Here is a 12,839-nt window from a genome sequence, read left to right as displayed (position 1 = left end):
CGCGCCAGCCTCCCGCAGCGGAGGCAGAGAAGGAAACGCACATGCCCGAGGCCTACATCTACGATCACGTCCGCACGCCGCGGGGGCGCGGCAAGCCGGACGGTTCGCTCCACGAGGTCACGGCCTTGCGCCTCGCCGAGGTGGCCCTGCGCGCCCTCCGGGAGCGCAACGGCCTCGACACCCGCCGGGTCGACGACGTGGTGCTCGGCTGCGTCGACCCGGTCGGCGAGGCCGGCGGCGACATCGCCCGCGCGGCGGCGCTGGTGGCCGATTACGGCAACCACGTGCCCGGCGTGCAGATCAACCGCTTCTGCGCCTCGGGCCTCGACGCGGTGAACTTCGCGGCCGCCCAGGTCATGGCCGGCCAGCACGACATGACGGTGGGCGGCGGCGTCGAATCCATGAGCCGCGTCGGCCTCGGGGCCTCGGGCGGCGCCTGGCCGGTGGATCCGGCCATCGCCATCAAGTCCTACTTCATGCCGCAGGGCGTCTCGGCGGACCTGATCGCCACCAAGTACGGCTTCTCCCGCGACGATTGCGACGCCTACGCGGTGCAGTCGCAGCAGCGCTCGGCGACGTCCTGGGAGCAGGGCCTGTTCGGGGATTCGGTGGTGCCGGTGCGCGACGTCAACGGCCTCACCCTCCTCGACCGGGACGAGCACATGCGGCCCGCGACCGACATGCAGTCCCTCGGCCAGCTGAAGGCCTCCTTCGTGCAGATGGGCCAGATGGGCGGCTTCGACGCGGTGGCGATCGACGCACATCCGGATGTCGAGGCGGTCGAGCACGTCCACCACGCCGGCAATTCCTCCGGCATCGTCGACGGCGCCGCCGCGGTCCTGATCGGCTCGAAGGAGGCCGGCGACGGCGCCGGCCTCAGGCCCCGCGCCCGGATCCGGGCCTTCGCCAATATCGGCTCCGACCCGGCCCTGATGCTGACGGGCCCCGTCGACGTCACCCGGAAGGTGCTGGCCCGCGCCGGGATGCAGCTCTCGGACATCGACCTGTTCGAGATCAACGAGGCCTTCGCCTCGGTGGTGCTGCGCTTCCAGCAGGCCTTCGACCTCGACCCCGCCAGGGTCAACGTCAACGGCGGCGCCATCGCGATGGGCCACCCCCTCGGCGCCACCGGCGCGATGATCCTCGGCACCGTGCTCGACGAACTGGAGCGCACCGGCAAGGAGCGGGCCCTCGTGACCCTCTGCATCGGCGCCGGCATGGGCACCGCGACGATCATCGAGCGGGTCTGACGACCCGGGCGGATGTGACGACCCGGGCGGGTCTGGCGACTGGAGCGGGTCCGACGAGGCCCACACGGATCGCAGGATCGGGCCCGGGAGGTGCGGCGCCTGCGCACGCCTCCCGGGGCCTCGCCTCCCAAACCTTTGCGATCACTGGTAGAGGGCGGCCGGACCGTGACCGTAAGCCGGCGCGGAACGACACGCCCACACGGGAGAAACGCCACGATGACGCGACTGCTCGCAACCCTCTGCCTGACCACCGCCCTCGCCCTGCCGCTGGCCGCCCGCGCCGACGAGGCCGCCGACAAGCTGAGCGAGGCCAAGACCCTGGTCCAGAAGACCCTGATCAAGAACCTCGAGACCGGCTTCTCCGCCGCCCTGGAGAAGACCGTGGCACCGATGAAGGACGACAAGGCGGAGGCGTTCCGCAAGGAGGCCCTGGCCGAGTTCGACCGTCAGCGCACCGTGATGGTCGAGGGCCTGTCGAAGGAATACGCCGCCAAGTTCAGCCTCGACGAGCTGAAGCACATCAACGGCATCTACGACGACAAGACCTACCAGAAGTTCCAGGCCATCAACGCGGACCCGTCCTCGACCGTCACGGCGGTGTCGCAGAACGCGGTGACGCGGCTCCTGAACATGCTCTCGCTCGCCGCCGCCTCGGAGAACGCGGGCGGCCAGCCCGAGACGCCCGCCGCGCCGAAGTAACCGGAGTCGTGCCCCCTTTCGCCGGACCCGAGCCGGCCGGGAGGGGGCCGCCTCCCCGTCGAACCCGTCACACGCGCTGGACCCGGCAAGCCCTGAACCCACGACACGCGCACCGGCACGATCCGACCGGCACGGACCGTGCCGAGAGCCGCGTCGGCGCCACCGGATAGAAGAGATTGCGGAGGAGACGACCATGCCCGACACATCCCTGGACACCCTGCAGAACTTCCGCTTCGAGACCGACCCCGACGGCATCGCGCTGGCGACCTGGGACATGCCCGGCCGCTCGATGAACGTGATCACCCCCGAGGTGATGGACGAGCTCGGCCGCATCATCGACGCGGTGGCGGGCGATGCGGCGATCAAGGGCTGCGTCATCACCTCCGGCAAGGACAACTTCTCGGGCGGCGCCGACCTGACCATGCTGCAGGGCCTCGGCCGCGCCTACGAGGAGCTCCGGGCCGAGACCGGCGAGGAGGCGGCCATGCGCCACTTCTTCGAGGAATCGCGCCGCCTCACCCTGCTCTACCGGAGGCTCGAGACCTGCGGGAAGCCCTTCGCGGCAGCGATTGCCGGCATCTGCCTCGGGGGCGCCTTCGAGCTGGCGCTGGCCTGCCACCACCGGGTGCTGGCCGACGACGACAAGACCCGCGTCGGCCTGCCCGAGATCAAGGTCGGGCTCTTCCCCGGCGCCGGCGGCACCCAGCGGGTGGCGCGCCTGATGCAGACGGGCGATGCCCTGCAGATGCTGTTCAAGGGCGAGCAGATCCGCGCGCTGATGGCCCGGAACATGGGCCTCGCCCACCAGGTCGCCCCCAAGGACGAGATCGTCGAGAAAGCCAGGGCCTGGATCAAGGCCGGCGGCTCGGCCGTGGCCCCCTGGGACGTGCCGAAGTTCAAGGCGCCCTCCGGCAAGGTCTACTCGCCCGCCGGCATGATGATCTGGCCCCCCGCCAACGCGATCTACCGCCGGGAGACGCACGACAATTATCCGGCCGCCAAGGCGATCCTGGCCTCCGTCTACGAGGGCCTGCAGCTGCCGATGGATCTCGCCCTGCGCGTCGAGAGCCGATACTTCGCCAAGATCCTGCGATCGACCGAGGCGGCGGCGATGATCCGCACCCTGTTCATCTCGATGGGCGAGCTGAACAAGGGCGCGCGCCGGCCGAAGGACGTGCCGGCCACCCGCGTGCGGACCCTCGGCGTCGTCGGCGCCGGCTTCATGGGCGCGGGCGTCGCCTACGTCTCGGCCCAGGCCGGGATGGAGGTCGTGCTGGTCGACCAGAGCCTGGAGGCCGCCGAGAAAGGCAAGGCCTACGCCCACAAGCTGATGACGAACCAGATCAGCAAGGGCCGGGCGAAGACCGCCGACCGGGACGCCCTGCTCGGGCGCATCCGCACCAGCGCCGACTACGCCGACCTCGCGGGCTGCGACCTCGTGATCGAGGCCGTGTTCGAGGACCCGGCGGTGAAGGCCGAGGTGATCGCCAAGGTCGAGGCCGTGATCGGCCCGGAGGTGATCTTCGCGTCGAACACCTCGACCCTGCCGATCTCGGGGCTGGCCCGGACCTCGCGGCGGCCCGACCAGTTCGTCGGCATCCACTTCTTCTCCCCCGTCGAGAAGATGCTCCTCGTCGAGATCATCAAGGGCGAGGCCACGGGCGCGCGCGCCGTCGCGACGGCCCTCGACTACGTCCGGGCCATCCGGAAGACCCCGATCGTCGTCAACGATTCCCGCGGCTTCTTCGCCAACCGCTGCGTCACGGCCTACCTGCTCGAGGGCCACAAGATGCTGCTCGAGGGCGTGCCCCCGGCGATGATCGAGGCGGCGGGCCGCTTGGCCGGCATGCCGGTCGGTCCCCTCTCCCTCAACGACGAGGTCGCCCTCGATCTCGGCCTCAAGATCGTCCGGGCCACCGAGGCGCAGCTCGGCCCCGACGCGGTCGACCCGGCCCAGAAGCAGCTCCTCGTCGAGATCGTCGAGAACCAGGGCCGCCTCGGCCGCAAGAACAAGAAGGGCTTCTACGATTACCCGGAGGGCGCCCCGAAGCGCCTCTGGCCCGGCCTCAGGGACCTGCAGCTGGCGCATCTCGACCCGGATTCGGTGGACATTCAGGAGCTGAAGCACCGCCTCCTCGTGGTGCAGGCGCTGGAGGCCGCCCGCACCGTCGGCGAGGGCGTCGTCACCGATCCCCGCGAGGCGGATGTCGGCTCGATCCTCGGCTTCGGCTTCGCCCCCTTCACGGGGGGCGCCCTCTCCTACATCGACTTCATGGGGGCCAAGACCTTCGCCGACCTCGCCCGCTCCCTGGAGGCCAGGCACGGCCCCCGCTTCGCCGTGCCGGACAACCTCGCCCGCATGGCCGAGACCGGCGCCACCTTCTACGGCACCGCGGCCCAGCAGGCGACCTGAGGCCGAAGAGACCCTCTCTCGCACGGGAGAGGTCGAGTGCGCGGAGCGCATCGGGTGAGGGATGCGCGTCGTCCTGAGAGGTCGCACCCCTCACCCCGGCTCGCTGCGCGGGCAAACCTCTCCCGCCCGGACGAGGGGGCGCGGCGTGCCAACCGCGCCCACCAACCCGTCCTCCCGGAGCGGCGCACCCCACCTCTCCCGTCCGGGAGAGGTCGAGTCGGCGTCAGCCGACCGGGTGAGGGGTGCGACCTTTCCGGACAAGGCGCATCCCTCACCCCAACCCTCTCCCGCACGGGAGAGGGAGCGCGGCGTGCCACCCGCGCCCACCGATGCATCCTCCCGGAGCGGCGGCCCGCCCCACCTCTCCCGTCCGGGGGAGGTCGAGTCGGCGCCAGCCGACCGGGTGAGGGGTGCGACGTGTCCGGATGCGTCGCATCCCTCACCCCAACCCTCTCCCGCACGGGAGAGGGAGCGCGGCGTGCCAACCGCGCCCACGAACCCGTCCTCCCGGAGCGGCGCACCCCACCTCTCCCGTCCGGGAGAGGTCGAGTCGGCGCCAGCCGACCGGGTGAGGGGTGCGACCTTTCCGGACAAGGCGCGTCCCTCACCTCAACACCAAGGGGGTCGCGGCATGCCACCCGCGCTCGTCCGAGGCTGCGCCGATCAGGCGGCCTGGACCCGCCGCACCCGCTCGGGCTCGATCCGGTGGCCGGCCGGGGCGCCCGCGATGAGCTGGCGCAGGCGCTCGACGTCGGCGAAGTTGCGGGAGATGAGGTCTGTGACGTCGCCGTCCACCATCGCGTCGACGTGGCGGCAGCGGCGGCGGTTGCGGCCGGCGGGGCAGGAGCAGCGGAGATAGAGCCCGAGGGGCCGCTCCTCGAGGGCGACCTCGTAGCGGTTGCCGGTGCTGCCTCGGACGGCGAAGCGGAGGCGCTCGGCCTCGGGCGCGGCGTCCCGTCGGGCGGCGGAGAGCGCCCGGGCGGCCAGCGAGCCGGCCCCCGCGGGGCGGTATCGCGGCAGGGCGGGCCCGGGTGGCAGGGTGGTGACCTGCAGGGGCAGCACCCGGGTCAGCCCGGCGACGTCCGCCGCCCCGGTCCGGCGCATCGCCGCGAGCGCGATCTCGGCGCACGCATAGGCGTCCTCGCCCGCGTCGTGGTGCGCGAAGCGGATGCCGAGCCGGGCCGCCACCTTGCCGAGGCCGCAGCCGGCGGGGTCGGGGAAGACCTGCCGGGCGATCTGGAGCGTGCAGAGATACGAGAAGGCCGGCACCGGCAGGCCGTAGGCGGACAGGCCGGCGCGCAGCACGCCCAGGTCGAAGGGCGCGTTGTGGGCGAGGATCAGGCCGCGCGTCAGGTCCGGCAGGAACTCTGCCATCACGGCCGGGAAGTCCGGCTGACCCCGCACGTCGGCCGGCACGATGCCGTGGACCCGGATGTTGCCGGGCGCGAAGCGCAGCTCCGGCGGCCGGATCAGGCGGGATTCCCGCCGCACCACCCCGCCCTCCGCGATCCAGGCGAGCCCGACCGCGCAGGCCGAGTCGCGCCGCTCGTTCGCCGTCTCGAAATCGATCGCCAGGATGGTCATCGCCCGGGACGATAGGGGCTCGGGGAGTCGCGGCGCAACGGGATTTTGCCCGCGCGGGGTGATGCGCCGCAGCGCCGGCGCCTCTCAGGCGCCCGCGACCAGCGCCACCCACTCCGCCTCGGAGATCACCCGGACCCCGTGCGTCTCGGCGTCCTTCAGCTTCGAGCCGGCGCCGGGGCCCGCCACCACGAGGTCGGTTTTGGCCGAGACCGAGCCCGAGACCTTGGCGCCGAGGCGCTCGGCGGTGGCCTTGGCCTCGTTGCGGGTCATGCGCTCGAGGGAGCCGGTGAAGACCAGGGTCTTGCCCGCGAAGGCGGCGGCGGAGGCGGCGGCCTGCATCGGCTCCACCGTCACCTCGGCGAGGAGCGCCCGCACCGCGGCGTCGTTGTGCGGCTCGGAGAAGAACCGGATCAGCGAATCGGCCGCCACCGGGCCGATCTCGCCGTCGTCGGCGAGGTGGTGGTAGGCCTCGCCCGGGCGCTGCGCGGCGGCGCGGGCGAGCGCGGCCTCCGCCGCCTCCAGGCTTCCGTAATGGGCCGTGAGGCTGTCGCGCTGGCTCGCGGTCATGCGCATGCGCGGACGCGCCTGCGCGGGGTCCCCGGCTTCCCCTTCCGCCGGCGCCTCCGGCGGGAGGGTGGCCGCCTCCAGCAGCCGGTCGCGGGTGGTCGGGCCGATGCGCGGCACGCCCGAGAGCGCGATGAAGTCCGGCCCCGCCTGCGCGGCGGCGGCGGCGGCCACCGCCGCCATCAGGGCCGCCATGTCGGGGACGCGCTTGGCCAGGGCCTTGGCGGTCGATTCGCCGATCTGCGGGATGCCGAGGGCGAACAGGAAGCGGTTCAGGGGCAGGCTGCGCCGCGCCGCGACGGCGGCGAGCAGGTTCTTGATCGCCCTGTCCTCGTCGTCGCCCTTCTTCTTCGGCTTCCTGGGGGGCGGCTCGCCGGCGGCCCGCCGCTCGGCCGAGAGCGCCTCGCGCCGGGCCACGATCGCGGCCTTGAGGGTGTCGAAGTCGAGGCGGAACAGGTCGGCCGGCTGGTGCACGAGGCCCGCCTCGAACAGCACCTCGATATAGGTCTCGCCGAAGCCCTCGAGGTCGAAGGCGTTGCGCGAGACGAAGTGCTTCAGGCGCTCGATGCCCTGCGCCGGGCAGATCAGCCCGCCGGTGCAGCGGCGCACCGCGTCGAGCTTGCCGGTGCGCGGGTTCATCGCGCGCACGGCCCTGCTGCCGCAGGCCGGGCAATGCTCGGGGAAGCGGAAGGGCTGCGCCTCCGCCGGGCGCTTGTCGAGGACGACGTCCATCACCTTGGGGATGACGTCGCCGGCCCGCTGCACCACCACGGTGTCGCCGACCCGGATGTCGCGGCCCTCGCGGATCGGCTCGCCGTCGCCGCCGACGCCCTGGACGTAGCCCTCGTTGTGGAGCGTGGCGTTCGATACCACGACGCCCCCCACCGTCACGGGCCGGAGCTTGGCCAGCGGGTTGAGGGAGCCGGTGCGCCCGACATTGATCGTGATCCCCTCCACCACCGTGAAGGCCTTCTGGGCCGCGAACTTGTGAGCCAGGGCCCAGCGCGGCGCCCGCGAGACGAAGCCGAGGCGGCGCTGCAGCGCGAGGTCGTCGACCTTGTAGACCACGCCGTCGATGTCGTAGCCGAGGCTCGGCCGCTCCGCCTCGATCCCGCGGTAATGCGCGATCATCGCAGCGGCGTCGGCGCACAGGACGGTGCGCGGGTTGACCGGGAGGCCCCAGGCCCGGAACCGCTCCATGACCCCGTACTGGCTGCCCGCGAAGGGCGGGCTCACCTCGCCCCAGGCATAGGCGAAGAAGCGCAGCGGGCGCGAGGCCGTGATGGCGGGATCTAGCTGGCGCAGGGAGCCGGCGGCGGCGTTGCGCGGGTTGGCGAAGAGCGGCTTGCCGGCCGCTTCCTGCCGGGCATTGATCGCCGCGAAGTCGGCGTGGCCGAGATAGACCTCGCCGCGGACCTCGCAGACCTCCGGCACGTCCTGGCCGGTCAGGCTCTCGGGGATGTCCGTCACCGTGCGGGCGTTCGGGGTCACGTTCTCGCCGACCTCGCCGTCGCCCCGGGTCGCCGCGGTGACGAGGCGCCCGTCCTCGTAGCGCAGCGACAGGGACAGCCCGTCGATCTTCGGCTCCGCGGTGAATCCCAGGGGCTCCGCCTCGGGCCAGTTCAGGAAGCGCCGGACCCGGGCCACGAACTCCTCGACCTCGGCCTCCGCGAAGGCGTTGCCGAGCGACAGCATCGGCAGAGCGTGCCGGACCTTGCCGAAGCTGTCGGAGGGCTTGGCCCCGACCGAGGCGCTCGCCGCCCCCGTCCCGGCGAGGTCTGGGAAGCGGATCTCGATCGCCTCCAGCGCGCGCCGGAGGGCGTCGTACGCGGCGTCCGTCATGATCGGCGCGTCCTGCCCGTGATAGGCCTCGTCGGCCTCGGCGATCTCGACCGAGAGGGCCTCGTGCCGGGCCCGCGCCTCCGCGGCCGTCCTGCCATCGCCGGCCGTCTCGGACGTGGCCCGGGCCGCCGCGGGGACCGATTGCGATTTCGCCGCCATGGATCTGGAGTTGCATCCGTGCTGGGGGTGAGGGGCCGCGAACCTAGCTCAGGGAGCGCCGGGAGGCGACGGAGCGATGGAAGAAACCCACATGCCGATGGAAGAAACCCACATCCGGATCGTTCTTGATTTCTTCCGAATTCGGGGGGTCCGGAGGGCCCTTAGGCGGGGGTCCGCTCATGATTTGTTCCATCGTTCGAGACGGCCGGAACGGACCCGCGGTCGCGGCCGGGAAGCAGCCTGTAACCGGGGTGTCCCCGCGACGAAATGCGGGGGGACGGCGCCATCGTGCGGGCGGCTTCGCACCGCAGGATCGGTGGACACTCCATCCTGCGGTTGCACAACTTCTCCGAGACGCTTGACCTGCCCATGATCCCACAGACGCTGCCGCTTCCCTGGCTCGACCGCGCCGGCCGCCTGTCGCTCCTCAAGCTCGCGACCTTCCTGGCCGCCCTGGCGCCCGGGTTCTACCTCGCGGGCGCCTACGCCCTCGACGCCCTCGGCGCCAAGCCGATCACCGCGCTCCTGCACGGCACCGGCGAGTGGTGCATCCGCTTCCTGCTCCTGTCCCTCGCGGTCACCCCGCTGCGGCGGGTCGCGAACTGGCCGAAGCTGATCAACCTGCGCCGGATGCTCGGCCTGACGGCCCTCGCCTACGCGGTGATCCATCTCGGGCTCTACGTGGTGGACCAGAACTTCGTGCTGACGAAGGTCGTCTCCGAGATCGCCCTGCGCATCTACCTGACGATCGGCTTCGTGGCGCTCCTCGGCCTGATCGCCCTCGGGGCCACCTCGACGGACGCCATGATCCGCCGCCTCGGCCAGGGCTGGAACCGCCTGCACCGCCTCGTCTACGCCATCGCGGCGCTCGGGCTGCTGCACTACTTCCTGCAATCGAAGATCGACGTCTCGGACCCGGTGTTCTGGACCGGCCTGTTCCTGCTGCTGATGGGCTGGCGCCTGCTGCAGCGCCGGGGCGCCGGGGCGACGCCCCTGCCCCTCCTCGGCCTCGCCATCGGCACCGGCCTCGCCACCGCGCTCCTGGAGGCGGCGTGGTACGGCCTCAAGAGCGGCGTCCCGGCCAGCGCGGTGCTGGGCGCCAATCTCGACTTCTCCTACGTGATCCGCCCCGCCTGGTGGGTGCTGGGGGTCGGCCTGCTGCTTCCCCTCGTGAACCTCGCCCGCGGCAAGGGCCCGGCGCCCCGCCGCCCCGCGTCGGCCCCCCGCGTCGCCCCCGCCGAGTGAGGACCCAGCGCGTCAGCGCCGCCTTGCTCCGGCCCCGCCGAGCCGGCACAAGCGCGGCGGGAGCCCGCGCGGCTCGAGGGAAACGATCGATGCGTCCGACATGCGTCGCGCTGGGGCTCGGCCTCGCGCTCGGAGCCGCCACGGCTCAGGCAGCCCCTGCGAAGCCGGCCCCTCAAGCCGCCCCGGCCGCCCAGCCGGCACCGGCCGCGCCGGGGAATGCCGCGGCTCAGGCCGCCTGCACCCGCCCGGAGCCGCCCCCGCCCGAAGCCAAGCCGAGGAAGCCGCCGCTCCCGGAGAAGCCCGCCTGCCTCGGCACCAAGGACGGCTGCCCGGGCTGGGAGGCCTACAGCTACAACGATGCGATCCAGGCCTACAATCTGCAGCTCCAGGCCTTCCGCCCCCTCGCCGAGGCCTATCTGCAGAAGCTCAACGCCTACGTGAAGGGCAGCGGAGACTACGCGCAGTGCGAGCTGAAGACCCTGCAATAGCGGGGATTTTTGTCCCGGTGCCGCCTTCGTGGGCTTCCGGATCCGTGCTAGCGTCCCGCCTCATGAGCCTGCAACCGAAGACACGGCTGACGGTCGACGAGTTCCTGGCCTGGGCGGCCGGCAGGCCGGGTCGGCACGAATTGCTCGATGGCGAGGTCGTTTCGATGTCGCCGCAGCGGGCCCGCCACGCGCGGGCGAAGTTCCGGGTGCAGACCGCCCTCCAGGCCGGTCTTGCGGCAGCGGACCTTCGCTGTGAGATGCTCCCGGACGGCATGACCGTCCGCGTCGACGACGTGACGGCCTACGAACCGGACGCCCTGGTTCAGTGCGGCGAACCGCTCGACGACGACGCCGTCTGCGCCGCGACCCCGATCATCGTCGTCGAGGTGATGTCCCCGGGAACCCGGGGCATCGATGCCGGCCAGAAGCTCGCGGACTATTTTAGGCTGCCGAGCATCCAGCATTACCTGATGATCGACCCGGGCAAGCGTCGGCTCATCCATCACCGCCGCGGAACCGGCGACATCATCGAGACCCGCATCGCCTCGGAGGGCTGGGTCGACCTGACCCCACCGGGCTTGCGCGTGGCGGTCGCCGATCTCTTCCCCGAGACCTGACGCGGCGGCGCAGGGGCCGCCCGCGCGTGGCCCGGACCGCCCGGGCGCGGTAGGAGACGGGCATGCCCATCGACTTCCACGCCGAGCGCAACCGCACCAGCTACGCCAGCCGCGACGTCTCGCCGGACTGGGCGGAGACGATCCGAACCCTCATCGACCCGGACGGTCTCGACGTCGCCGATATCGGCTGCGGGGGCGGCCTCTACGCTGCGGAATGGAAGCGCCTCGGGGCCGCCACGGTGGTGGGCGTGGATTTCTCGGCGCAGATGCTCGGGGCGGCGCGGGAGCGCCATCGCGGGTTCTCCGGCATCCGCTTCGTCGAGGGCGATGCCGGGGCCACCGGCCTTCCGGGCGCGAGCGTCGACGTGGTCTTCTCCCGGGCGCTGATCCACCACCTCGGCGACCGCGACGCCTGCTTCCGGGAAGCCCGCCGGCTCCTGCGCCCGCACGGGCTCGTCATCCTGCAGAACCGCACCCCCGAGGACGTGGCGCTGCCCGGCGCGCCCGACCACCTCCGGGGCTACTTCTTCGAGCGCTGCCCGCGGCTCCTGGCGATCGAGGGGGCGCGGCGGCCGCGGGCGGAGACGGTGGTCGCGGGCCTCAGGGCGGCGGGCTTCGGCGGCGTCCGGAGCCGCAGCGCCTGGGAGACGCGCCAGGTCCATGCCGGGTTCGCCGCCCTCGCGGCCGACCTGCGGGGACGGACCGGGCGCTCGATCCTGCACGCGCTCTCGGACGCGGAGCTCGAGGACCTGATCGGGTTCATCGGCACCCGGCTCTCCGGCGAGGGTCCGCTGACCGAGCGGGACCGCTGGACCCTGTGGTGGGGCCGCGCGGATTCCGAGGCGGCGGACCCCGCCGGCTTGACCCTTGCCTGAACCGGTGCGAGAGCGCCCCGCGCTTCGACGCCCACGCAAACAGGACGCCCGCATGACCGCCCCCCTCGATCTTCTCGTCCTCGGCAACGCCATCGTGGACGTCATCGCCCGCACGGACGAGGCCTTCCTGGCGGCGCAGGGCGTGCCGAAGGGCGCGATGCAGCTCATCGACGAGGCGCGGGCCGAGGACCTGTTCGGCGCGATGGGGCCGGCGACGATCATCTCGGGGGGCTCGGGCGCCAACACCGCGGTGGGCGCCGCGACGCTCGGCGCACGGACCGGCTTCATCGGCAAGGTCCGCGACGACGAGCTGGGGCACCTGTTCGCGCACGACCTCAAGGCGACCGGCGTGCAGTTCGGCGTGGCGCCCGCCGGCGAGGGGCCCGCGACCGCCCGCTGCTTCGTGCTCGTGACGCCGGACGGCGAGCGCACGATGAACACGTATCTCGGCGCCTGCCAGGGCCTCTCGCCCGCCGACGTGGACGAGGCCGTGGTGGCGCGTGCCCGCGTCACCTACCTCGAGGGCTACCTCTGGGATCCGCCGGCGGCGAAGGACGCCTTCCGCAAGGCCGTCGCCATCGCCCACAAGGCCGGGCACGCCGTGGCGCTGACCCTGTCGGACGCGTTCTGCGTCGGCCGCTACCGGGAGGAGTTCCTGGGCCTGATCCGCGACGGCAGCATCGACATCCTGTTCGCCAATATCGGCGAGTTGCAGAGCCTCTACGAGACCGACGACCCGGAGGCCGCCGTGAAGGCCCTGCGCGACGAGCGCGACAACCACGGCAAGCACCTGCTCGGCCTCGTCACCCGCTCGGAGGCCGGCTCCGTGGTGGTGAAGGGCGGCGAGATCCGCGCCGTCGAGGCCTCGCCCGTGCGCGAGGTCGTCGATACCACGGGCGCGGGCGACCTGTTCGCGGCGGGCTTCCTGGCGGGCCACGCGCGCGGGCTCGACTACGTCACCGCCGCCCGCCTCGGCGCCCTCGCGGCCGCCGAGGTGATCCAGCATATCGGGGCCCGGCCGCAGGGCGACCTCGTGGCGCTCGCCAAGGCGCGCGGCCTGCTCTGAGGCCGTCCCGCAAGCGGGCCGCCCCAGGAGCGGACCG

The 12,839-nt window shown here is 72.6% G+C and carries 10 protein-coding genes; 8 read left to right on the top strand and 2 right to left on the bottom strand.

Annotated features, from left to right (window positions below; genetic code table 11):
* The first annotated feature begins 41 nt into the window (after positions 1–41).
* The 3 genes from F6X51_RS20340 (at position 42) to F6X51_RS20330 (ending at position 4,362) form a co-directional block, all read left to right on the top strand.
* Positions 42–1,250 carry an acetyl-CoA C-acetyltransferase gene (locus F6X51_RS20340; protein WP_150965504.1) on the top strand — a complete coding sequence of 403 codons (1,209 nt, stop codon included), beginning with the start codon at positions 42–44 and terminating at the stop codon, positions 1,248–1,250.
* Between the two features lie 216 nt (positions 1,251–1,466).
* Positions 1,467–1,949, top strand: coding sequence for a DUF2059 domain-containing protein (locus F6X51_RS20335; protein ID WP_150965503.1), 483 nt, complete (start codon positions 1,467–1,469; stop codon positions 1,947–1,949).
* Positions 1,950–2,142: 193 nt separating this feature from the next.
* The gene (locus tag F6X51_RS20330) at positions 2,143–4,362 is read left to right on the top strand and encodes a 3-hydroxyacyl-CoA dehydrogenase NAD-binding domain-containing protein (RefSeq protein ID WP_407658654.1); all 2,220 of its coding nucleotides are present in this window, start codon (positions 2,143–2,145) and stop codon (positions 4,360–4,362) included.
* 663 nt (positions 4,363–5,025) lie between these two features.
* Here the strand turns inward: F6X51_RS20330 and F6X51_RS20325 are convergent.
* Together F6X51_RS20325 and ligA are read right to left on the bottom strand one after the other, a co-directional pair.
* Positions 5,026–5,946 carry a 3'-5' exonuclease gene (locus tag F6X51_RS20325; protein WP_150965502.1) on the bottom strand — a complete coding sequence of 307 codons (921 nt, stop codon included), beginning with the start codon at positions 5,944–5,946 and terminating at the stop codon, positions 5,026–5,028.
* 84 nt (positions 5,947–6,030) lie between these two features.
* Positions 6,031–8,511 carry an NAD-dependent DNA ligase LigA gene (gene ligA / locus F6X51_RS20320; protein ID WP_150965501.1) on the bottom strand — a complete coding sequence of 827 codons (2,481 nt, stop codon included), beginning with the start codon at positions 8,509–8,511 and terminating at the stop codon, positions 6,031–6,033.
* A 369-nt stretch (positions 8,512–8,880) separates the two neighbouring features.
* On the opposite strand from ligA, the gene F6X51_RS20315 reads away from it, so the two are divergent.
* The 5 genes from F6X51_RS20315 to F6X51_RS20295 all read left to right on the top strand — a co-directional run bounded on the left by F6X51_RS20315 (position 8,881) and on the right by F6X51_RS20295 (position 12,802).
* Entirely contained in the window at positions 8,881–9,756 is an 876-nt protein-coding gene (locus F6X51_RS20315; RefSeq protein WP_150965500.1) for a protein-methionine-sulfoxide reductase heme-binding subunit MsrQ, read from the top strand.
* An 89-nt stretch (positions 9,757–9,845) separates the two neighbouring features.
* The gene (locus tag F6X51_RS20310; protein WP_150965499.1) at positions 9,846–10,244 is read left to right on the top strand and encodes a hypothetical protein; all 399 of its coding nucleotides are present in this window, start codon (positions 9,846–9,848) and stop codon (positions 10,242–10,244) included.
* Positions 10,245–10,306: 62 nt separating this feature from the next.
* Complete coding sequence (locus tag F6X51_RS20305) at positions 10,307–10,861, top strand: Uma2 family endonuclease (RefSeq protein ID WP_150965498.1); 555 nt, start codon at positions 10,307–10,309, stop codon at positions 10,859–10,861.
* A gap of 62 nt (positions 10,862–10,923) precedes the next feature.
* Positions 10,924–11,736, top strand: a complete 813-nt coding sequence (locus F6X51_RS20300; protein WP_150965497.1) for a class I SAM-dependent methyltransferase — start codon at positions 10,924–10,926, stop codon at positions 11,734–11,736.
* A gap of 52 nt (positions 11,737–11,788) precedes the next feature.
* Positions 11,789–12,802: an adenosine kinase gene (locus F6X51_RS20295; RefSeq protein WP_150965496.1), complete on the top strand. Its 1,014-nt coding sequence runs from the start codon at positions 11,789–11,791 to the stop codon at positions 12,800–12,802.
* Positions 12,803–12,839: the final 37 nt, after the last annotated feature.

It is taken from the genome of Methylobacterium planeticum (assembly GCF_008806345.1).
In the GTDB taxonomy this organism is placed as follows: Bacteria; Pseudomonadota; Alphaproteobacteria; order Rhizobiales; family Beijerinckiaceae; genus Methylobacterium; species Methylobacterium planeticum.
Note: the sequence above shows the minus strand (reverse complement) of the source record. Positions and strands in the feature narration are given on the sequence as shown.